Raw genomic sequence first — 20498 nt, 5'->3', positions numbered from 1 at the left:
CCGCGGACGTCGTGGTCCTCGCCTTGCCCCTGACCCGCGCGACGCACGGCCTCGTGGACCGCCGCTTCCTCGCGTCGATGAAGGAGGACGCGATCCTCGTGAACATCGCCCGGGGCAAGCTCATCGTCGAGGACGACCTGTTCGATCACCTGAAGTCCCATCCGGCGTTCCGCGCCGCGCTCGACACCTGGTGGACGTACCCGGCGACGAGGGAAGGCCGGCCGTTCCACCGGCCATTCGATGACCTCCCGAACGTCGTGATGACGCCGCACGTCGCGCCGATGGTCCCAGGGCAGCGCGCCGCCGCGATGGAGGCGGCGCTCGACAACGTCCTGCGGTTCCTCCGCGGCGATCCGCCACGACACGTCATCGATCCCCGCGACTACGCGGACGTCGGCCGGTGAGCCCGCGCGTGGGAATCGCCCGCGAAAACTCCGGCGCAATCTTTAAAAGCGGTCGGCCCTACTCGCCGCCACCTTCGATGTCCGTCGGATATCGGGAGGCGGTTCGCATGGTGAAGACGAAGGACACGTACAATCCTTTTGAGATCGCCAAGGAACAGATCGACCGGGCCGGCAAGAGGCTGAACCTGGACGGCGGCATGCTTGACGTCCTCAAGAGTCCCCGCCGCGAACTCACGGTGCACTTCCCCGTCAAGATGGACGACGGCCACATCCGCGTGTTCACCGGATACCGCGTGCAGTACAACGACGCGATCGGGCCGTTCAAGGGCGGGATCCGGTACCACTGGAACGTCTCCCTCGACGAGGTCCGCGCCCTGTCCTGTTGGATGACGTGGAAGTGCGCGGTCATGGGCATCCCGTACGGCGGCGCGAAAGGCGGGGTGATCTGCAACCCGAAGGAGATGTCGAAAGACGAGCTCGAGCGCATGACCCGGCGATACGCGTCCGAGATCTCGATCATCATCGGGCCGGAGAAGGACATCCCCGCGCCCGACGTGTACACGGACAGCCAGACGATGGCGTGGATCATGGACACGATCTCGATGAACAAGGGATTCGCGATGCCCGGCGTCGTCACGGGCAAACCGCTCGTGATCGGCGGCTCCCTCGGCCGCGACGAGGCGACGTCCCGCGGGCTCATGTACGTGACGCGCGAGGCCGCCTCGAAGGTCAAGCTGACCTTGAGGGGCGCGACCGTCGCGGTCCAAGGTTTCGGGAACGTCGGCTACCACTTCGCACGCCTGATGCACGACGAGCAAGGCGCCAAGATCGTGGCGGTCTCCGACTCGAAAGGCGGCATCCACAGCGAGGCGGGGTTCGACCCGAAGGAGGTCCTCGCGTTCAAGGAGAAGACCGGGAGCGTCGTCGGATTCCCCGGCACGAAGGAAATCACGAACGAGGCGCTCCTCGAGCTCGACGTCGCCATCCTGGCGCCGTGCGCCCTCGAGGGCGTCCTGACGTCGGAGAACGCGCCCCGCGTGAAGGCGAAGATCATCGCGGAGGGCGCGAACGGGCCGACCACGCCGGAGGCGGACGACATCTTCCACACGCGAGGGATCCTCCTGATCCCGGACATCCTCGCGAACGGCGGCGGCGTCACCGTGTCGTACTTCGAGTGGGTGCAGAACCTGGCCGAGTTCTTCTGGACGAAGTCCGACGTGGACCAGAAGCTCGAGGGCATCATCGTGAGCGCGTTCGACCGCGTGTGGGCCATGCGGGAGTCGAAGAGGATCGACATGCGCCAGGCGGCGTACATGGTCGCGATCAGCCGCGTCGTCGAAGCGTACAAGTGGCGCGGCATCTTCCCATAGGTCGTCCGCGGCCCCGCCGAGCCTTGGCATCGCGGGAAGGGAGCCCGGGCGACGGGGCTCGTCGGGCTTCCTTCGTCGCCTCGATGAGGAAGAGACTTTCCGTGAGGACGATTCCCCCGGGCGCCGACAGAGACGCTTCCGCCCTCTGGAGCGCGCGGAGATCGCGCCCGAGCGGATCGAAGTCCCGGATCGTCCACGGGGCCACACCCAGGATGAACACGACGTCCCCGAGCCCGCGGTAGGCTGCCCTCCCGTCGTGGGTCGTTGCTTGGACGATGTTCAGGCCCCCGACATCCGCAAGCCGTCTTGGTAGCGGTGGAACAGGTCCCCGAAGTGGCGCATCCGCGGGAAGAATTCCCGGAGTTCCTGCCACCAGGTCTTCCCAATCTGTTGGGTGAGGATGGTTCCTCCGGGGGAGAGGACGCGAGCCACTTCGGCGGGATCCAGCTCTTCGTGTCGGTTCAGCACGAGGCCGAAGGCATCGTCTCGGAAGGGCAGCACGAGGCTGTCGCAATGGACCACGCCGATTCCGCGGGGTCTCAGCCGCGCGGCGGCGATCGGGGCGTTCACCGGCCAAGGCTCCGTCGCGACGGCCCGCCTGCGGAACGACGCACAGACTTCGTCGAACACCTCGCCACCCCCGGTCCCCACGTCGACGACGGACTCGGCCGTCTCGAGCAGCTCCGACGCCCTGCTCCGATAGTCCCAAGGCTCTCGCGGATCGAGCGGGTTCGGGCCGAAGGCGTCGAGCTGCCAGCCGCGGAATCGCCGGGCCTGCTCGACGAACGGCCGGAGCCGTTCCCGCGCGCGAATCGTTTCGTTCATCCCGGAACCGGCGAAGGCGGGACCCCGCGATGAGCCCTTCGCCGGTGGAGTTTCGGCGGACGTGGCGCCAGATGCCTTGCACGCGGCCCGGCGGCCGGCTCGTCGCATCGGCAACGTTAAAAAGCCTCGGACTTTCCCAACGGTGCCATGCCCCTGAACGTCGTCGTGTGCCTCAAGCAGATTCCGAACCCGGACCTACAGTTCGCGATTGCCTCGGACGGGAAAGACATCCGCCGCGATGCGCTGAACTACAAGATCAACGGCGCGGACGAGTACGCCCTCGAGGAAGCGGTGCGGCTCAAGGAGACGCAAGGGGGACGCGTGGTCGCCCTCACGGTCGGCCCGAAGCGGACCGAGCAGATGTTGCGCGAAGCGCTGGCGAAAGGGGCCGACGAGGCGGTCCGCGTCGCGTCGGAAGATCCCGCCGGATACGATGTCGGCACGGTCGCGCGGGTCCTCGCGGCCGCGATCCGGACGCTGCCGCACGACCTCGTGCTGACCGGCGTCCAGTCGGACGACCAGGTGAACTCGGCGACGGGCGGGCTCCTCGCCGGCCTCCTCGGGATGCCCCATGCGAGCGTCGTCACGCGCGTCGAGCCGAAGGACGGCGGCCTCGAGGTGGCGACGGAGCTCGAGGGCGGCTTGCAGCGCGTCTACGCCGTCCCGCTGCCCGCCTTGCTCACAATCCAGTTCGGCGCGAATACGCCCCGATACGCGCCGTTGCCGGCGATCATGAAGGCCGCACGCCAGCCGATTCGGGAGATTGCGCCTGCGTCCGTCGCGCCGCCGTACACGTTCGCCGTCCGGGCACTCTCGCCGCCCGTCGCCAAGGGCCACGCGGAGATGGTGACGGGATCGATCGAGGAGCAGGCGAAGAAGCTCGCGCAGGTCTTGCGGGACAAGGGGTTCGTGCGGAGGTGATCCGACGTCGAAGGACATCCTGATCGTCGCCGAACATCTCGAAGGACGGCTCGCGCCTTCGACGTTCGAACTCGTGTCTGCAGGTCGGGACTTGGCGGCGCAGTCCGGCGGCGCCGCCCGGGTCGCCCTCTTCGGCCGAGGCGTGCGCGCCCTCGCCGACGCGCTCGCCAAGTTCGGCGCGGAGGTCCTGCTGGTCGAGGACGCGGCCCTCGCAGAGTACACGGGCGACGGATACGCGCAGGCGGTGCGCGGTCTCCTCGAGTCGACGACGCCGAGACTCCTGCTCGCGGCCCACACGTCCCAGGGGTACGATCTCGCGCCGGCGGTCGCGGGGGCCCTCGATCTTCCGCTGGTGACGAACGCGGTCGAGATGCGTCTCGAAGGCGACCGGCTCATCGCGACGCGTCGGCTCCTGAACGAGAAAGTCCAGGCGGAGGTCGAGATCGGCTCGGACCGCACGATCGTCGTGACGCTCCGGCCGGGCTCCGTGAAGCCGGCGAGTCCCGCGGCGGGCGGGGCCGTCACCCCGACCACGATCGCGGTCGACGCGACGAAGATCCGGACCCGGTTCGAGCGGATCGAGCGGCCGACGGTCCAGGACATCGACCTCGCCGCGGCGGACGTCATCGTATCCGCCGGCCGTGGAATCCAGAAGAAGGAGAACCTTCCCGTCATCGAGGAGTTCGCGAAGGCCGTCGGCGGCGTCGTGGGCGCGTCTCGACCGCTCACGGATATGGACTGGCTCCCGAAGACCCGCCAGGTCGGGCAGAGCGGCAAGACGGTCCGGCCGAAGCTCTACGTGGCGTGCGGCATCAGCGGCGCGATGCAGCACGTGGCGGGCATGAAGGACGCCGGCCTGATCATCGCGATTAACACGGACCCGACCGCGCCGATCTTCGAGGTCGCGCATCTCGGATTCGTGGCGGACGTCCTGAAGCTGTTGCCCGCGACGATCAAGGAACTGCGGGCGTGAAGGCACGCCTCCGTAGCGTTCATCTAAGGAACTCGCCCATCCGGAACCGTGGGCCCGCCCCCATCGCCGCCGCCCCCGTCGCAGAGCTGGTACCCGGTCGCGCCGCGCCGGAGCACGACGCCGCAGCTCATCGCAGTCGTCGTGTTCGTCGTAATCGCTGCGGTCGCCATGGTCTCGATTGTCATGACGGGGACGTTCCTCCCCAGCTTCTTGCCGTTTATGTTTTGCATCCCGTTCCTGTTCGTCTTCCTGGTCATCATCTTGGCGGTCCTTTCGGGACAGGGACGACGCAGCATCCCGCCTCCGCCGCCGATTCAGCAGCCGATGGTCCCGGCGGGCCAGCAAGGCCCCATCGCGCTCAGCTGCCCGAACTGCGGCGGGCCTCCGACGAACGTGGACCGATTCGGGATCGCGACGTGCCAGTACTGCGGGACGCGGTTCCTGGTGCGGTGAGCGGCACGGCCGTCGAGGGGTGAGCGATGCCGCGCGAGATCGCCGTGGAACTCCCGCGCGTCGCGTACTACACGGGCGACGTCATCGAAGGGACGGTCGTCATCGACACGACCCGCGAGGTCTCCGCCCGCGGCCTTTACGTCGACTTCACGGGGACGGAGGAGACGGTCATCACGCGTGGCTCGGGGAAGGAATCGCATACGTACCGCTCCATCGCGACGGTCGTGCAGTGGCGTCTCCCGCTCCGCGGAGAAGGTCCGCTTCCCGCCGGGACCTACCGCTTCCCCTTCCGGTTCCAGATCCCGCTCCACGCCCTCCCGTCGTACGCGGGGCGCCACGCGAACGTGAAGTACATCCTCACGGCGCGCCTCGACGTGCCGCTCTGGGTCGACACGGTCTGGAGCACCGAGATCTTCGTGTTCTACGACCGCCCGAGCGTGCGCACGTTCGCGCAACCTGTGCGGTTCCGTTCGGGCGGCGAGGGCCCGGAGGTCTACGTCGAGCTAGACGGCGACCGGTTCTTCGCGCGCGAGCTGATCGGCTGCCGCATCACGCTCAACCGAACGGGGAACGCCCGCATCCGGCGGGTGTACACACGGCTCATCGGCGGCGAGTGGGCTCGGGCGGACGGTCAGGAGGCGACGACGGAGACGTACCAGACGGAGGTGGCCGTGCCGATGGACCGGATCCGGGTCGGCGTGCCATTCACGTTCGAAATCCCGATCCCTGCGGACGTCGCCTCGAGCTATCGCGGGACGTATTCATATTACAGCTATGCTCTTCACATCGGCCTCGACATCGCCTGGGGATTCGACATTGTCGCGCAGACGCCGATCGTGATCGTACGGTAGGCCCGCCGAAAGGCCTCGTCGGTTCGGTTTGAAAGGTCTTTCAAAATGCCCGCACCTGATGGGTTGAGGTCCCACGCACCAGCGAGCATCATCCTTTTGCCCCCGATGGTCTTTCCCGCCGCGATGGCCCGCCGCTCTCTCCTCTCGGAGCAGGACATCGCCGCCCGCCTCCGGGAGACGCCCGGATGGTCTCGCGAGGGGAAGACGATCGCGCGCACCTGGACGTTTCGGGATTTCCCAGAGGCGCTCGCATTCATCAACAAGGTCGGAACGCTCGCGGAATCGATGGACCACCACCCGGACATCTACAATTCCTGGGCCACGGTCCGGCTCGCGCTGACCACGCACGACAAGGACGGCCTGACGAGCCTCGACTTCGATCTCGCGAAGCGGATCAGCGAGCTCTAGGCGAAGCCGAGGATCCGGTCGAGGGACCACGCACCCGGGCCCATGAGCGCGAGGACCAGGGCGAAGGCGGCGTACGCGACGTCGAGTTCGTAGCCGCCCCTAAACTTGCCCTTCAGCTTCGTCCTCTGGAAGATCGTTGTTGCAACCATCTCGAGGACGAGGAGGACGGCCACGATCTGGGTCAGGAAGCCAAGGATCAGCGCGATCGCTCCGAAGAATTCTAGGAGGGTGAACAGGATTGCGAACATCGCGCCTCCGGGCCACCCGGTTCCCTTGACGAACCCGATCGGCTTTCGGATGTCCTTGATCTTGGGCCACCCATGGGTCAGGAAAAGGGCGGCGAGGGCAATACGGCCGAGGAGCGCCGCGGCGTCCGTGAATGCGGGAAAGAGCATAGTCTGGTCCCCTCCAGCACCCCACTGTCGGCCGCGATAGAAAAACCTTTCAGCTTTCGGGTCCCGCGAGCATCCGTACGCGGAGCTACCGAGAAAAAGTAGGCCGCCCGGCGACGTTTGCACGCCCACAAGCCCGGGCGGCGTTGTGGAGGGATGCTTGCGGCTAATACATGGCGTCCCCGCCTAATAGGCCTTCGGCCACACCCCTAGAGCGAGCGTTCGAGGAGCTCCGCGATGTCGAACCGCCGGATGTCTTCCCGGTTCCTCGTCTTTGCCGCGTCGTCGAGCATGATCAGGCAATAGGGACAAGCGGTCGCGACGGCGTTCGCCTGCGTCTCCTCGACGTGGCTCAGGCGGCGGTGATTTACCTTCTCGCCCGTGCGTTCCTCCATCCACATCCGGGCGCCGCCGGCCCCGCAGCAGAATCCGTGTTCGCGGGATCGGCTCATCTCGACGACCCGGACCCCCGGGATCCGGTACAGGACTTCGCGCGGTTCCTCGAAGAGGCCGTTGTACCGTCCGAGGTAGCACGGATCGTGATACGTCAGGAACTGCAAGACGTCCCTCGTCGGCGCGAGGCGACCGGCGTCGATGAGGTCCCGGAGGAACTGCGAATGGTGGACGACCTCGTACTTCCCTCCGAAGTCCGGGTATTCGTTCTTCAACGTGTTGAAGCAGTGCGGGCACGTCGCGACGATCCTCGTTACGCCGTACCGGTTCAGCGTCTCGACGTTCCCCATGATCATCGCCTGCGCGAGATACTCGTTCCCGAGCCGGCGGGCCGGATCGCCGGTGCACTTTTCCTCCGGCCCCAAGATCGCGAAGCGCACCCCCGCCTTCTGCAGGATGCGCGCGAACGCCTTCGCGACCTTCTGATTGCGGTCGTCGAACGATGCGGCGCAGCCGACCCAGTACAGCACGTCGATCGCGTCCCCCGACGCGAGGGCGTCCGACATCGTCTTGACGCCGAGGCCGTCCGCCCAGCTCGCGCGCCGATCCCACCCGATGCCCCACGGGTTGTAGTTCTGCTCGATCTTCCGCATCGCCTCCATCGTCTCGGGAGGCATCTCCCCCCGCGTCAGGACGAGGTTCCGCCGCATCTCGATGATCTTCGGCACGTGCTCGTTCATCACGGGGCACTCGTATACGCATGCGTAGCACGTCGTGCACGCCCAGATGCCCTCCGTCGAGTGGACGGTCTCGAACATGTCCGGGAGGCCGGCGACCGTCCCGCGCACGATCGCGGCGCCCTGCTCGTCCAGCGTGTCCCGCATGTTCGTGATGATGCGCATCGGGTTGAGCGGCTTGCCCGTCGCGTTCGCCGGACACGCGTCCGTGCACCGGCCGCACTCCGTGCAAGCGTAGCCATCGAGGAGCTGCCGCCACGACAGCTGCTCGACGCGGTCCACCCCGAACGTCTCGGTCTTCTCGAGATCGACCTTCTTCAACGTCCCCTTCGGGGTGAGGTCCATGAAGAACGTGTTGACGATCGCGAAGATGATGTGCATGTGTTTCGAGTGGGGCACGTACGCGAGGAACGAGAACAGCAGGAGGACGTGGGTCCACCAGAACGCCCGCCACCATGTCGCGTCGAGGACGAGGCCCGGGACGGCGGCGAGGGCGGACGAAATCGGTTTCCACTCCGGCAGGGAGGCCGTTCCGGCCGCGATGTCGGCCGCGTTGTAGAGGAGGAGCGAGATCACGATTCCGAGGATGAAGAAGAGGACGATCGTCGCGTCGCGCATCCCCTCGTGCATGAGTTTCTTCGGGCGGATGACGTACCGTCGGTAGAGGGCCATCCCCACCCCGATCGCCGCGAGGACGGCGATCACCTCCTGCGCGAGGTAGAGCGGCCCGCTCAACGAGAAGCCCGCGATCGTCGGGGTGGGCACCCGCCAGCCCGGCGCGTAGGCCTGCGCCGTGATCTCGACGACGCTGGCTCCGAGGATGACAAACGCCCAGAAGATGAACGAGTGGAGCACGCCGGCGTACCATTCGCGCGCGACTTTCCTCTGGAAGATCCCGTAGACGACGAAGTTCTTGATGCGCGTGGGAATATGATCCCACCGCCGTTCCACGGCCTTCGCGGCGAAGAGGTACCGCAGGCGGAAGTACATCTTCCGGCCGAAGATCGACAGCGTGACGGCGAGGAAGAGGGTCGCGACGTACGTCTCGGTCGGACTCAGGACCATGCTCCCCCGAAGGAAAGCGGCCTTCCTTCTTCAACCCGCGGGTCGCGCGAGCGCGTATCGGCCGGCGTCCTCGCGGAATCACATGGCGGAGTCTCGCGGACGCGGCTTGTCGAAAGGTCGGATGATCCCCTTCGGATCTTGCGACCGGATTCGCGCCGTTAGCTTGGCGACGTCGGAAGCGGCATAGATTTCGTCGTACGCGTCTGGAGGGATTCGCTCGACCGCATCGTCCGCCGTGACCACGGCGAGCACGAGCTCCGGCGAGTGCTGCTCGAGGAACCGCGAGAAACGACGAATCGCGTTTCGGTCCGCGGCGGAGTCGACCGAATCCACGAGGAACAGGAGCGAGCCGCGTCGCGCGACGATCGCGGGCGTGTACTCCTCCGTCCCGCCCGACGCATCCGCGATCCGGAAATGGAGCGACCGATGTTCGTGCGGGAGGCTTTGGCGCGTCATCTCGGCGCACACGGACCGTTCGAGCTCCGAGTCGCACGCGTGATCGTCTCGGGCCGTCAACGGCCCGCCCCGCGGATCGCGCCCACGACGGCGTCGGCGAAGGCGGCCGTCCCGACTTCCTTCGCGTCGGGCATCTGACGCGCGAGGTCGTACGTGACGACCTTCGACTTGATGACCGCCTTGACGGCGTCCCGGAGCCGCTCGGCCGCTTCCCGCCATCCGAGGTAGTCGAGCATCAAGACGCCCGCGAGGATTTCCGCGGTCGGGTTGACCTTGTCCAATCCGGCGTACTTCGGCGCGCTGCCGTGGACCGGCTCGAAGAGCGCATGGGCGTCCCCGATGTTCGCGCCCGGCGCGACGCCCAGCCCGCCGATCTGGGCCGCGGCCGCGTCGCTCAGGTAATCCCCGTTCAGGTTCGTCGTCGCGAGGACGTCGTACTCCTCCGGCCGCAGCAGGAGTTGCTGGAACATGTTGTCCGCAATCACGTCCTTGATCACGACCTTGCCTTTCGGGGCTTGGCCGCCGTACGACTTGGCGACGTCGTCCCAGGCGATCGTCGATTCGCCGAATTCGTTCCTCGCGACCTCGTATCCCCAAGTGCGGAACGCGCCCTCGGTATACTTCATGATGTTCCCTTTGTGGACGAGCGTCACGGAGCGGCGGCCGCTCTGGATCGCGTACCGGATCGCCTTCCGGATGAGCCGCTTCGATCCCGTCTCGCTCACCGGCTTGACGCCGAGCCCGCTGTCCGGCCGCACGTGCGTCCGGAACTCCTTCTCGAGGATGTCGATCATCCGCGCCGCCTCCGCGGACCCTTTCTCCCACTCGATCCCCGCGTAGACGTCCTCCGTCCCTTCGCGGAAGATGATGATGTCGAGGCGCTCCGGATGCGTCACGGGACTCGGCACCCCGGGGATCCAGTAGATCGGCCTCACGTTGGCGTAGAGGTCGAGCGCCTTCCGGAGGGTGACGTTCAGCGAGCGGAACCCCCCGCCGACCGGCGTCGTGAGCGGGCCCTTCAACGCGACGACGTACTCCCGGATCGCGCCGAGCGTGGCCTCCGGGAGCATCTCGCCAAACTGAAACATCGCCCGCTCCCCCGCCGGCACGCCGTACCAGACGATCCGCCGGCGGCCGCCGAACGCGTCCGCGACGGTCGCGTCCACGGCCTTGCGCGCGGCGCGCACGACGTCGGGGCCGACGCCGTCTCCCTCGATGAGCGGGACGATCGGGTCGTCCGGGACGCGGATCCCCGCCTCCGTGATCAGAATCTTGTGCCCGCCGTCCGGAGGCCGCAGGACGAGGCGCTCCGCGGGCATCCGTGTCGCCTCACGATCGCTCGTCGATCGGCGTGTAGACGAGGTCTTTCGGCCCGACGTACCAGTCGAGCGGCCGCAGGAGGCGGTTGTCTTCCCAGTACTCCATCACCTGCGCGGTCCAACCGGCGATCCGCGCGACCGCGAAGACCGGGGTGAAGAGGTCCGTCGGGATCCCGAGGCCTTGGAAGACGAGCCCGGAATAGTAGTCGACATTCGGATAGATGCCCTTCGAGCCGATCTCCCGCACGACGGTCTCCTCGATCGCGGTCGCGACCCGGTACAGCCGGTCGTCCCCCGTCTTCTCGGCGAGCTGCCGCGCGAACTCTTTCTGGACGATCGCCCGGGGGTCGTACGTCTTGTAGACGCGGTGGCCGAAGCCGTAGACGACCTGGTGGTTCGCCAAGGTCGTGAGGACGTACTCTTCCGCCCGCTCCGGCGTCCCCGCCGTCTCCATCCCGCGGAGGGAGGCCTCGATCGCCCCGCCGTGGAGCGGCCCCTTGAGCGCCGAGAGCGCCGCGACGATCGTGCTGTACAGGTCCGCCTTCGTCGACGCCGCGACCGTCGCGGCGAACGTGGAGGCGTTCATCGCGTGGTCCGCGTACAGGATCATCGCGACGTCCATGATGCGGGCGCGCGCGGCATCCGGCCTCTTCCCCGTCATCATCCGCAGGAAGTCCTCCGCGTGGCCGAGCTTCGGATTCGGCCGGAGGATTCGCTGCCCCTTTCGCATGCGCTCGTACGCCGCGACGATCGTGCCGAGCTGCGCGACGAGCCTCCGGGCCTTCCGCAGGTTCGCGGCGCGGGTCGTGTCGTCGCGGTCCGGGTCGAAGCTGTACAGGTAGGACACCGCCGTGCGCAGGACGTCCATCGGGTTCGCGTGCTCCGGCATCGATCGGAGGAGCCGCACGACGGACGGCTGGAGCGTGCGGCCCGCCGCGAGTTCCGCCTTCGCCCGCTCGAGCTCCTCGCGGTTCGGGAGGTGGCCTTCGAGGAGGAGGAAGACCGTCTCCTCGTACGTGGAGCCGGCCGCGAGGTCTCGGATGTCGTATCCCCGATACAGGAGGCGACCCCGTTGCCCGTCGACGAAGCAGATCGAGCTCTCCTTCACGTAGACGTCATCCAGGCCCTTGTCGATCCGCGGGCCCGCAAGATCCGTCTTCACGGGGCTGCCCATCGCCGTCGCCTCAGTCCGAAGCGTTCCCGCGGCGACGTGGGGCGCGAGACCGATGGCCATCAACAAACGCCAACGCCGGCATGACGTCCACCGATTCGTGGGTTCGAGGATACTAGGTGAGGCTCGTATTAAAAGGCAGGGTCGGAACTTGCGCCGAACGACGCCTCACACCGGAATTCGCACGATCGCGTCCACCATGATGGCGATCAGGACGAGGGTCAGGTACACGCCCGAGAACTTGTATCCCGCCCACGCGGTCTGGGCTGTCGGGGTCCGGAGGAACCTCGCCGTCAGCGCGACGAGGACGCCGCCCGCGACGCCCGCCACGGCGAGATACACGAAGTCGAAGGCGTTCGTGAACATGAACGCGATGCTCGCAACCGCTAAGATTGCCGTCGACGCGCCGATCGCCCACGCCGACGTGCGCTCGTCGCGGACCGCGGGCAACATCGGGATTCCGGCGCGGCGGTAGTCGTCTCGGCTCCGGTATGCGAGCGCCCAGAAGTGGCCGGGGGTCCAGAGGAACACGAGGAGCGCGATGAGAGCGGCCGGCAGGCTGATTGCGTTCGCGGCCGCGGCCGAGCCGGCGAGCGCGGGGCACGACCCGGCGAATCCTCCGATTACGATGTTGCTCACGTGAGACCGCTTCAGGCCGAGCGTGTACACGCCGATGTAGATCGCGTAGCCGAGGCCGATCATCGCGGCCGTGAGGACGTTGATCCCGAACCCCGCGATCCCGAGTCCCAGGGCCAAGAACCCGACGCCGAATTCGAGCGCATGCGCCGGCGGGTCGATTCGGTGTTGCGGCAGGGGCCGCGACTGCGTGCGCCGCATCAAGGAGTCGAGGTCGCGATCCAAGTAGTGGTTCGTCGCGCTCGCGCCGGCGGCGGCGAGCAGGCCGGAGGCCATGAGCAGGCCGAACCGGGACGGGTCCACCTGCGGACCGCTCGTCGCGACGTATCCGGCGGCGGCCACGAGCAACAGGAGCGCATCGATCCGCAGTTTCATCAACTGAATATAGTCCGCGACGGCCACAGCCCACCGCGAACCGCACTATTTCCTTGGCGCTCTTAACCTTTTGTCGCGCGGCCGCCTGCGCGATCGACGCGGGCCTCGAACGCGCCGATACCAGTCGCAGTCCCGCCGTACCGGACATTCATCGCACCGCGGATTGCGTGCTTTGCAGAGGGTCCGGCCGTGGGCGATGATCGCGAGGTGCCAGGGCTTCCGCTTGTCCGCGGGCGTGCGCCGCTCCAGGGCGGCTCGGATCGATTCGTAGTCCCCGGATCGCCCGAGATTCCACCGCCTCGCGATCCGAGCGATGTGCGTGTCCACCGGGAACGTCGGATGGCCGCCCGCCATCGCCAGCACGACGTCGGCCGTCTTCGGGCCGACGCCGGGCAACTCCATCAGGGCGGCCCGGGCCGCATCGGTGGGAAGGTCGAGGATCCGCTCGACGTGGCCGTTCCACGCCTCCAGGATCGACTTCGAGAGGCTCCGGATCCGCGGGGCTTTCTGCCGCGCCAGGCCGGCGTGCCAGATCGCCTCCGCGATGTCGTCATCCCGCGCGGCCGCAAGGCGCTCCGGCGTGACTTCGCCGAACCGCCTCCGCAACCCCTCCAGGCCGCGTCGCTCGTTCGCCACGGTCGTGCTCTGCGACAGGACCGTCGAGACGAGGACCTCGAAGGCCGTCATGCCGCGCGACCAATCCTGCATGGGATAGGCCTTCTCGAGGATCGCCATCGTCCGCCGGAAGGCGCGCTCGTCCACAGGGTCGGATGGCCGCGGAACAGGAAAAGGCTTCAGCCGCTCACGAAGGAGCGGACCATGGTGACGATGTTCCGAGGCCGTTCCCGCAGCCGGCGGGTGAAGTACGGCAGCCAGTTCGGGCCGTACGGGATGTATTCGGCCACGCGATGGCCCTGCTTCACGAGTTCGTCCTTCAGCGGGTCCCGCACCCCCTGGAGCATCGCGAACTCGAACGGCGTCGGACGGTCCCTCGCGAGCTCGAGGGCCCGGTCGACCATTCGCCCGTCGTGGCTCGCGACCTCGAAATCTCGGCCCCGTTCGAACAACGTCTCGAGCAGGGCGAGGTACGCCCGGTCGATCTCCGTTCGCGTCGGGAAGGCGACGTCCGGGTTCTCCTTGTATGCGCCTTTCACGAGGCGCACGCGAATGCCCCGGTCGAGGAGCCAGTTCAGGTCGCCCGGAGTCCGCCGCAAGTTGGCCTGGACGCAGATGCCGACGCGATCGTACCACGTCCGCAGATTCTCGCCGATCCAGATCGTGTCGTCCGTCGTGTTCGAGCCCTCCATGTCGAGCCACAGTACGCGGCCGTCCGCCTTCATCGCGTCGAGGACGGGGGCCATCTGCGCGAGGGCGTACGACCGGTCGATCAGCACGCCGAACTGGGTCGGTTTGAGGCTCAGATGTCCGCGGATCCCTTGGACGCGCATCGCGGACACCAGCCGGAGATACTCCCGGGTCGTCGCCTCGACACTCGCCTTGTCGTGGTAGTGCTCTCCGAGGTGGTTGACGAGGGCGTCGATCCCGCGGCGGTTCGCGTCCTTCGCCACGCGTAGCGCATCGTCGAGGGTCTCGCCCGCCACCCACTGGCTTGCGAAGCGGGTGAGGAGCCCCATCGACTCGCGCGAACCCCGTCGCGGACTCAAATAAGTTCCGAACCGCAGAGATTCGCCCCGAGCCCACACGGAAACTGCCTCGAGAAGGTCGGTGGTGTCGGGATGTCAGACTCCAGGGTCCATGCCTCGGGATGAGACGGCCCTTACCGCAAGCCCCAAAATGAGCGGCGAGCCGACGGAAATAAGTCCCCAGAGGGTATTCACCGGTCCGTACAACAGCCTACAACGACTTGTTCGACATAGCGTTGGACTGCTTGGGCTCCATTAGTCGATACCAAACAGGCGTTGTCGACTGCGGCACGGTGCATCTCGGTAACTACGGACGTCCGGTCCCGCGGTGACTATGGCCCAGCGACGTGTGACGTCTACCAGGTGAATGGGGTGCAGAATCGCGAACCGAGACTCCGGAGATCCGTTGGCACCGAGAATCGATCTTCCCTCTGGATCATACCGCTGCTTGGAGTGATCCTGTCTTTCGCCTCCTTCCCATTGCTAATGCCTCCAGTCTCGGCTTCGTATCCACCGCATCTGCCCATCCACATCGAGGGCGATAGGAACTTCTCGTCTACGAATGGTGTCGTGAGGGGAACAGGTGCTCCGGCAGACCCTTTCATCATCGAACATTGGGACATTTCCGCCGCGTCAGGCGATGGAATTTTCGTGCGAAACACCACCGCCTCCTTTGTCATCCGAAACGTGACCGTCCATTCGGGTGTCAACTCGAGCAACGACGGAGTCGTGCTATGCAACGTCACGAATGCTCGAATCGAATCAACGACGGCGACTGACAATTTTCACGGGATCCATGTGGAGCGATCGATGGGGCTTCTCCTCATTAACAACACGGTGTCGAGTGATTGGAACGGGTTCTATCTCGACTCCGTGTCGAACGTGACGCTGAGGGGCAATCTCGCGGAACAAAATTCCGATGGAGTTCACATCTTGCTTTCCACTTCGGTGGTCGCCACGGAAAACAGGTTCCTACGGAATGTGTGGGGGATTGACCTTGAGACAGCGAGCGACAACATCACGCTAGAGAATAACGAGTTCTCACAGAATGGCATAGGAATCTCCGCGCAGTATCAACTCTCAGCCATCGTGATTTCGCGGAACGTCCTGGTTGGCCATGACTTTGGGCTGTGGATAGGTCAGACGAAGAACGGCACAATTACCGACAACACAATCTCGGATGGACGCGACGGAATCGCGATCTGGGAATCTGATGGTTTGGTCATTGCTCGGAATTCAATCGCTCGGAACAACCGATCCGGTTTGTCCATCGTGTCCTCGGCACGAATCTCGGTCTATCACAACAATTTCGTCTCGAACGCCGCCCAAGCGAGGGATCTGTCCGGCACCGGGTCATCCTGGGATGACGGATACCCGAGCGGAGGCAACTACTGGTCGAACTATTCCGGGCAAGACCGGTGCCGGGGTGAGCTTCAGGATGACTGCAGCTCGCCCGACGGGATCGGCGACGCTCCAATGCTCGTCGAAGGCGGCCCTCGGGACCGCTATCCACTCATGACCCCATACGGCCAAGTCACGAATCCGCCTTCGAGTCTCCCCTTCAGCTTGCTGCTGACGATAACCCTCACGGGAGCCGGGGCTGTAATCCTTTCGATTATTGCCTTTCTATATGTCCGAAGAAGAGCCCGGTCGAAGCGAGACGGCAACGCCCGTCGGTGAATCCGGTGTCATGAATCGCAGCCGCGAATGGGGAGCATCTATCGAGCCTTCGTTCGCAGCTTGAAGGTCTTTGGCGGCGCCGTGCTGGTCGACTCGATTGTCGCCGCCGTGACCACAATCTTCTGGCGGGTGACATTTGTCGAAGTTCTCGTGCTTGTCTTTCGGCTAAGTGGAATCGCCCTCTTGGCGCTCGCTCTCCTCGTGGGCTCGGGTTTCGGCGAACTTCGGCTAATCGGGAATCCCGCGTATTTGATGTCCAGTACGTATCGTGGAGTGGTCGTCGACGACCGCATGCAACGGCGCCGCGAAGAGTTTTGGTTCATGATTCAGCTCTTCCTCCTGGGGATTGGGTTGCTGCTGATGACCGCCTTGACGTGATTCGAGCAGCCTGTCACTCATGGTTGTGATCCTTTGATTTTCGGGCCTCTCGACGGCGCGGGTCATGGCCAAGGGCTCGGCAGCGTTAAAGAGCGTGTGGCCACTTCTGGTCAGTGTGCAGATGGCCGTCCCAAGAACCTCTAGGGTGGCGGCAATCGTCGGCCGTCTCAAATCGCGAAGAAAGACGCTCATGCTGATAACGATCCTTCTTTTTCTTTGGCTGGCGTTGGTCCCGGCCTCGTTCGCCCTATTCCCGAACTCAAAATCCTCACCGTCGGCGGTAATTTATGGGAGCCTCTTCGTCCTTGCCGTGTTGACGGTCGCCTTTTTTATTGCCATCGCCAGGGAAACGAGTGAAAGGATCCGTGACAACCCGGGATTGTTGGGTGTAGAGGTGACCGGGCCGAATAGCGTGGGATTGCTCGACCGACGTGCGAGATTGTTCATGTGGAGCGGAGCTATCACCGCCATCGTGTTCATTTCCCTTGACCTTCTCGTCTCAGTATGGCTTGGGCCGGAAACCTCGCTGGCGTCACGGGTTATCCTCGAGGCGCTTCCTACTGGTCTCGTTGCGGGGATCAGCTACCGACTTGCCACCCGTGGACGGGTGAAGACGCGCCGGCGATCGGAACTCGACTTCCGAATCCGAAGTAAATGAGGTCCGTATACATCGCAGATTGCGACGCGTGCCGACGAGTAGCCCTGCACCAGGGGCTCTTCCTTCCTGGACACGGTCGCGGATTACGCGTCTACCGGGGATGATGAGTACGAAGAGGGAACTCGATCCGCAATTCTTTGTTTCAGAACCGAGTTTCAGCTCGCGGGGTCCTAGACGGGATTCCGGCAGCCCATGCAGAATTGGGCCCACTCCGGGTTCAGCCGGCCGCACTTCGTGCACCGGATCTGGATGGCCGGGCCGCGCGAGACCTCGCGGTCCCGGGCCGTATTGGCGCTCCCGACACCCGTGACGACGCCGACGAGCAGAAAGATCCACCAGAGCCGAATCAGCCAGCCGCCGACGCCGGCGAGGACGCCGCCGATGACGAACAGGATGATCGCGCCGAAGAACGATTGGAAGAACGCCATCACGGAAAAGGAAGAGCTCGTCGCCGCGCCGATGGTGCCCATGAGGAAGCCGAAAAACGCGTAGAGGATAATCACGATGCCCACGATCGTGAAGACCGCGCCGACCAGCAGGACGGTCACGACGCCCCACCCGAACGGCAACGACGGCGGGCCTCGCTGAGGGCGCGTCGGGGCGTAGGGGTACGACATCGGGACTCGATCCTGAGAGGCCGGTGGGCTATCGGAACGGCGTCCCCGTGCCTCCGGATAAATCCTTCCGTGGCGTTCCCACAGGTGGTACTCACGACTATCCGATGTCCGCCGCCGCGACCACGGTCTCCGCAAACAAGACGCCTTTCGTCGTCTTGAGGCGGTCCGAGAGTTCCTGTACGCGTCCTGCGTCCCCTTCCACAATCAGGACCTCGAGACACGTCTCCTCATTCAGGTGGGTGTGGGCCGTCGCTCGGATCGTCCCGAGGAAGTCGTGCTGTCGATGAAGGATCCGATGGGTGACCATGCCGACGTCGTGGCGGTAGACGAACGTGATCGTGCCGACCACCTTTCCGCCCGCCTCCCGGCGTTCCCGGATGAGCGCGCGCCGGATCAGCTCCCGCAGCGCCTCGGAGCGGCTCGGGAAACCTTCGGAGCGGACGAGCCGGTCGAAATCGTCGAGGAGCCTCCCCTGGAGCGAGACACCGATGCGGTCCACGGTCATGTGTTACCCCGGACCCACCCAGGTGTTACGGGGGTCTTCAAATCCCCGGCGAACGTTTAAGGCGTGTTACTCTCTGGACGAGCGTGTTACGCCGCCCGCCCGGCCGTAACGGTCTCGCGATGCCGCTCGATCCCTTGCTGTTCGTCGCCCTCGCCCTCGCCTTGGGGTTCAAGCACAGCTACGACGCGGACCATCTCGTGGCCGTCTCGAACTTGTTGACCCGGAGCAAGAGCCTCCGGAGGACGGCGTGGATGAGCGTGAGCTGGGCGGCCGGGCACATGATCACCGCGACGATCGTCACGGTCCTGCTGTACACGTTCCGCACGACCCTGCTCACGGGCGTGCTCGACAACCTCGAGCTCGCCGTGGCGGTCATGCTCGTCGTCATCGGGGTGTTCAGTCTCCTCGTTGAGTTCGGGTTGATTCACCGCCACGAGCACCGCCACGAGGCAGAGGAGCACGTCCACACGCACCTCTCCTCCCACGACGACCCTCACCACCGGGCGATGTTCGGGATCGGCGTGGTGCACGGGCTCGCGAGCAACGACGAGCTGATCCTGCTGTTCGTGGCGTCGCTGAGCGTCACGTCCCTCGCGGGCCTCCTCGGCGGTGTCGGCGTCTTCAGCGTCGGCGTCGTGGCGGGGATGATCGTGTTCGGGATCGGGGTGTCGTACCCGATGGCGCGGTGGGACAGCGCGCGGGTCCGACGCGCCGTCAGCATCGGGGCGGCCGTCCTGAGCATCGCCTACGCGGGCCTCCTGTTCGTCGGCTTCGAGGGCGTGAACCTCGTGCCGCTGTCGCCCGCCTGATTTCCGCGGGCAATGCCTTAAGGCCGACCGAGGCGTTGGCTTTGTCGATGGACTTCGCGCGGAAGCTCGATCAGTCCCGGACGCTCTCCGACCTCTTCGAGCTGGTGAAGCGGGCCGTCGAGACGGTCCTCGGCCGCACCCGCGCCGGCCTGATGCTAGCCCTCGCGGACCTGGGCAACCACCCTCAGGGGTTCTTCGGCGCGTTCTATCCGGTCGCGTCCAACGTCATCGTCATGAACAAGGTCCCGCTCCTCCGGATTCAGGAGACGAACCCGGCCCTCTACAAGCCGTACGCCTTCTACGTCCTCCTGCACGAGTACATGCACTCGATCGGCTTCGTCGATGAGCGGGTGTGCCGCGAGCAGTCGCACCGCATCCTCGAGACGCTCTTCGGCACGGATCACATCGTCACGCAGATTTCCGGCGACACGGCCCGCTTCTTCCCGAACCTCGTGTTCCCGGACGCCGCGTGGCAGCCGTCCGAACTCAACCTCGAATTCGTGCCCGGATTCGATCGCGGCTCCGCGTCGTACTTCGCGTGACGCGTCCGTCGGCTCGGCCGAACGAGAAAGTAGAAGTACGCCGCGCCGGTTCGGCCGCGGGGAGGCGGGCGATGGCGGTGGCGGCCTGGCGGAAGGCCGTGGCGGAGTTCGTCGGGGCGTACACGCTGATTTTCATCGGCGCGGGCGCCGTCCTCACCGCCGCCTCCACGAGCACCTCGGACCTCCTGCTCGTCGCCCTCGCCCATGGACTCGCCATCGGAGTCATGGTGTCCGCCCTGGCCCACGTCTCGGGTGGCCATTTCAATCCCGCAGTGACGTTCGGGGCCCTCGTCAGTCGTCAAATCTCTCCGCGTCTCGCAGGCGTTTATTGGATCGCGCAGCTCCTTGGTGGCGTCGGGGGAGCCGTTACGCTCGCTCTGATATTCCCCCAGAACATCTGGCAGCCGTACCACCTGGGCACGCCCGCGCTGGGGACCGGCGCATCCCTCGGCTGGGATGTCGGCGTTGGGACCGGAATCCTCGTCGAGGCGGTCTTGACGTTCTTCCTCGTCTTCGTCATCTTCGGGACGGGCATTGACCCGAAGGGTTCGTTCAACGCCGTCGGTGGCTTCGCAATCGGCCTGACGATCTCGATTGACATCATGATGGGCGGGCCGCTCACCGGCGCCGCAATGAATCCGGCCCGCTGGTTCGGGCCCGCCATCGTTTCCGGTTTCTTCGACAATTGGTACGTCTACTGGGTCGGGCCGCTGATCGGCGGGGCCGTCGCGGCGCTCCTCTACCGCTACGTCTTCCTCGACAGTTCGTCGTGACCGCCGCCGAATTTCTGGATGTGCGGAATTGCGGTTCGCACGCGACGCTACTCTGGACGGAACGTTTAAATCGGTCTTGGAAGTCCCTACATTACAATGATTCGGGAGGCCGTGCCACCGAAGGTCGTGACGGTCCAGAAACCG

24 protein-coding genes are annotated in these 20498 nt (G+C 65.6%); 13 read left to right on the top strand and 11 right to left on the bottom strand.

Features of this window, described 5'->3' with window-relative positions; genetic code table 11:
• Together VF992_00540 and VF992_00535 are read left to right on the top strand one after the other, a co-directional pair.
• Positions 1-404: NAD(P)-dependent oxidoreductase (locus tag VF992_00540; GenBank protein ID HEX9339651.1), on the top strand; the 404-nt coding region annotated here is incomplete at its 5' end.
• 77 nt (positions 405-481) lie between these two features.
• Complete coding sequence (locus VF992_00535; protein ID HEX9339650.1) at positions 482-1774, top strand: Glu/Leu/Phe/Val dehydrogenase; 1293 nt, start codon at positions 482-484, stop codon at positions 1772-1774.
• Positions 1775-2053: 279 nt separating this feature from the next.
• Here VF992_00535 and VF992_00530 read toward each other — a convergent pair whose 3' ends face one another.
• Complete coding sequence (locus VF992_00530) at positions 2054-2599, bottom strand: class I SAM-dependent methyltransferase (GenBank protein HEX9339649.1); 546 nt, start codon at positions 2597-2599, stop codon at positions 2054-2056.
• A gap of 147 nt (positions 2600-2746) precedes the next feature.
• On the opposite strand from VF992_00530, the gene VF992_00525 reads away from it, so the two are divergent.
• The 5 genes from VF992_00525 to VF992_00505 all read left to right on the top strand — a co-directional run bounded on the left by VF992_00525 (position 2747) and on the right by VF992_00505 (position 6205).
• Positions 2747-3520 (top strand): electron transfer flavoprotein subunit beta/FixA family protein, encoded by a 774-nt coding sequence (locus VF992_00525; GenBank protein ID HEX9339648.1) that lies wholly within the window; start codon positions 2747-2749, stop codon positions 3518-3520.
• A gap of 16 nt (positions 3521-3536) precedes the next feature.
• Entirely contained in the window at positions 3537-4493 is a 957-nt protein-coding gene (locus tag VF992_00520) for an electron transfer flavoprotein subunit alpha/FixB family protein (protein ID HEX9339647.1), read from the top strand.
• 48 nt (positions 4494-4541) lie between these two features.
• Positions 4542-4946: a hypothetical protein gene (locus VF992_00515; protein HEX9339646.1), complete on the top strand. Its 405-nt coding sequence runs from the start codon at positions 4542-4544 to the stop codon at positions 4944-4946.
• 26 nt (positions 4947-4972) lie between these two features.
• Positions 4973-5797 carry a hypothetical protein gene (locus tag VF992_00510; GenBank protein ID HEX9339645.1) on the top strand — a complete coding sequence of 275 codons (825 nt, stop codon included), beginning with the start codon at positions 4973-4975 and terminating at the stop codon, positions 5795-5797.
• Positions 5798-5920: 123 nt separating this feature from the next.
• Positions 5921-6205 (top strand): 4a-hydroxytetrahydrobiopterin dehydratase, encoded by a 285-nt coding sequence (locus VF992_00505; GenBank protein HEX9339644.1) that lies wholly within the window; start codon positions 5921-5923, stop codon positions 6203-6205.
• Here the strand turns inward: VF992_00505 and VF992_00500 are convergent.
• From VF992_00500 to VF992_00465, 8 genes are all read right to left on the bottom strand, one after another.
• The gene (locus VF992_00500; protein HEX9339643.1) at positions 6202-6600 is read right to left on the bottom strand and encodes a DoxX family protein; all 399 of its coding nucleotides are present in this window, start codon (positions 6598-6600) and stop codon (positions 6202-6204) included. The genes VF992_00505 and VF992_00500 overlap by 4 nt on opposite strands.
• 206 nt (positions 6601-6806) lie before the next feature.
• Positions 6807-8792: a (Fe-S)-binding protein gene (locus tag VF992_00495; GenBank protein HEX9339642.1), complete on the bottom strand. Its 1986-nt coding sequence runs from the start codon at positions 8790-8792 to the stop codon at positions 6807-6809.
• 78 nt (positions 8793-8870) lie between these two features.
• Entirely contained in the window at positions 8871-9308 is a 438-nt protein-coding gene (locus VF992_00490; GenBank protein HEX9339641.1) for a hypothetical protein, read from the bottom strand.
• Positions 9305-10567, bottom strand: coding sequence for an isocitrate dehydrogenase (NADP(+)) (gene icd, locus VF992_00485; GenBank protein ID HEX9339640.1), 1263 nt, complete (start codon positions 10565-10567; stop codon positions 9305-9307). Before icd ends, VF992_00490 begins: the two co-directional genes overlap by 4 nt.
• 10 nt (positions 10568-10577) lie before the next feature.
• Positions 10578-11801 (bottom strand): citrate synthase/methylcitrate synthase, encoded by a 1224-nt coding sequence (locus VF992_00480; protein ID HEX9339639.1) that lies wholly within the window; start codon positions 11799-11801, stop codon positions 10578-10580.
• Positions 11802-11906: 105 nt separating this feature from the next.
• Positions 11907-12776, bottom strand: coding sequence for a heme o synthase (gene cyoE / locus VF992_00475; protein HEX9339638.1), 870 nt, complete (start codon positions 12774-12776; stop codon positions 11907-11909).
• Between the two features lie 18 nt (positions 12777-12794).
• The gene (gene nth, locus VF992_00470; GenBank protein ID HEX9339637.1) at positions 12795-13511 is read right to left on the bottom strand and encodes an endonuclease III; all 717 of its coding nucleotides are present in this window, start codon (positions 13509-13511) and stop codon (positions 12795-12797) included.
• A 32-nt stretch (positions 13512-13543) separates the two neighbouring features.
• Entirely contained in the window at positions 13544-14383 is an 840-nt protein-coding gene (locus VF992_00465) for a proline dehydrogenase family protein (protein ID HEX9339636.1), read from the bottom strand.
• Positions 14384-14878: 495 nt separating this feature from the next.
• Here VF992_00465 and VF992_00460 point away from each other — a divergent pair, with 495 nt between their 5' ends.
• From VF992_00460 to VF992_00450, 3 genes are all read left to right on the top strand, one after another.
• Positions 14879-16072: a NosD domain-containing protein gene (locus VF992_00460; GenBank protein HEX9339635.1), complete on the top strand. Its 1194-nt coding sequence runs from the start codon at positions 14879-14881 to the stop codon at positions 16070-16072.
• A 27-nt stretch (positions 16073-16099) separates the two neighbouring features.
• Complete coding sequence (locus VF992_00455) at positions 16100-16450, top strand: hypothetical protein (protein ID HEX9339634.1); 351 nt, start codon at positions 16100-16102, stop codon at positions 16448-16450.
• A 115-nt stretch (positions 16451-16565) separates the two neighbouring features.
• Complete coding sequence (locus VF992_00450; protein HEX9339633.1) at positions 16566-17108, top strand: hypothetical protein; 543 nt, start codon at positions 16566-16568, stop codon at positions 17106-17108.
• 170 nt (positions 17109-17278) lie between these two features.
• Here the strand turns inward: VF992_00450 and VF992_00445 are convergent, their stop codons facing one another.
• Positions 17279-17725, bottom strand: coding sequence for a hypothetical protein (locus VF992_00445; protein HEX9339632.1), 447 nt, complete (start codon positions 17723-17725; stop codon positions 17279-17281).
• A 97-nt stretch (positions 17726-17822) separates the two neighbouring features.
• Positions 17823-18230 (bottom strand): nickel-responsive transcriptional regulator NikR, encoded by a 408-nt coding sequence (nikR, locus tag VF992_00440; GenBank protein ID HEX9339631.1) that lies wholly within the window; start codon positions 18228-18230, stop codon positions 17823-17825.
• A 119-nt stretch (positions 18231-18349) separates the two neighbouring features.
• On the opposite strand from nikR, the gene VF992_00435 reads away from it, so the two are divergent.
• From VF992_00435 to VF992_00425, 3 genes are all read left to right on the top strand, one after another.
• The gene (locus tag VF992_00435) at positions 18350-19039 is read left to right on the top strand and encodes a hypothetical protein (protein ID HEX9339630.1); all 690 of its coding nucleotides are present in this window, start codon (positions 18350-18352) and stop codon (positions 19037-19039) included.
• 47 nt (positions 19040-19086) lie between these two features.
• Complete coding sequence (locus VF992_00430; protein ID HEX9339629.1) at positions 19087-19581, top strand: hypothetical protein; 495 nt, start codon at positions 19087-19089, stop codon at positions 19579-19581.
• A gap of 71 nt (positions 19582-19652) precedes the next feature.
• Positions 19653-20354, top strand: a complete 702-nt coding sequence (locus VF992_00425) for an MIP family channel protein (protein ID HEX9339628.1) — start codon at positions 19653-19655, stop codon at positions 20352-20354.
• The last annotated feature ends 144 nt before the right edge of the window (positions 20355-20498 follow it).

This window comes from Thermoplasmata archaeon (assembly GCA_036395115.1).
Taxonomy (GTDB): Archaea; Thermoplasmatota; Thermoplasmata; order RBG-16-68-12; family RBG-16-68-12; genus RBG-16-68-12.
Note: the sequence above shows the minus strand (reverse complement) of the source record. Positions and strands in the feature narration are given on the sequence as shown.

Bases quoted from the DNA above. Each gene is read 5' to 3' on its own strand.
- VF992_00535 (HEX9339650.1), top strand. From the start codon at position 482: ATGTCCGTCGGATATCGGGAGGCGGTTCGCATGGTGAAGACGAAGGAC.
- VF992_00505 (HEX9339644.1), top strand. From the start codon at position 5,921: ATGGCCCGCCGCTCTCTCCTCTCGGAGCAGGACATCGCCGCCCGCCTC.
- VF992_00510 (HEX9339645.1), top strand. From the start codon at position 4,973: ATGCCGCGCGAGATCGCCGTGGAACTCCCGCGCGTCGCGTACTACACG.
- VF992_00425 (HEX9339628.1), top strand. From the start codon at position 19,653: ATGGCGGTGGCGGCCTGGCGGAAGGCCGTGGCGGAGTTCGTCGGGGCG.
- VF992_00455 (HEX9339634.1), top strand. From the start codon at position 16,100: ATGGGGAGCATCTATCGAGCCTTCGTTCGCAGCTTGAAGGTCTTTGGC.
- VF992_00525 (HEX9339648.1), top strand. From the start codon at position 2,747: ATGCCCCTGAACGTCGTCGTGTGCCTCAAGCAGATTCCGAACCCGGAC.
- VF992_00495 (HEX9339642.1), bottom strand. From the start codon at position 8,792: ATGGTCCTGAGTCCGACCGAGACGTACGTCGCGACCCTCTTCCTCGCC.
- VF992_00480 (HEX9339639.1), bottom strand. From the start codon at position 11,801: ATGGCCATCGGTCTCGCGCCCCACGTCGCCGCGGGAACGCTTCGGACT.
- VF992_00445 (HEX9339632.1), bottom strand. From the start codon at position 17,725: ATGTCGTACCCCTACGCCCCGACGCGCCCTCAGCGAGGCCCGCCGTCG.
- icd (HEX9339640.1), bottom strand. From the start codon at position 10,567: ATGCCCGCGGAGCGCCTCGTCCTGCGGCCTCCGGACGGCGGGCACAAG.
- VF992_00460 (HEX9339635.1), top strand. From the start codon at position 14,879: ATGCCTCCAGTCTCGGCTTCGTATCCACCGCATCTGCCCATCCACATC.
- nikR (HEX9339631.1), bottom strand. From the start codon at position 18,230: ATGACCGTGGACCGCATCGGTGTCTCGCTCCAGGGGAGGCTCCTCGAC.
- VF992_00530 (HEX9339649.1), bottom strand. From the start codon at position 2,599: ATGAACGAAACGATTCGCGCGCGGGAACGGCTCCGGCCGTTCGTCGAG.
- VF992_00430 (HEX9339629.1), top strand. From the start codon at position 19,087: ATGGACTTCGCGCGGAAGCTCGATCAGTCCCGGACGCTCTCCGACCTC.
- VF992_00435 (HEX9339630.1), top strand. From the start codon at position 18,350: ATGCCGCTCGATCCCTTGCTGTTCGTCGCCCTCGCCCTCGCCTTGGGG.
- VF992_00500 (HEX9339643.1), bottom strand. From the start codon at position 6,600: ATGCTCTTTCCCGCATTCACGGACGCCGCGGCGCTCCTCGGCCGTATT.
- VF992_00465 (HEX9339636.1), bottom strand. From the start codon at position 14,383: ATGGGGCTCCTCACCCGCTTCGCAAGCCAGTGGGTGGCGGGCGAGACC.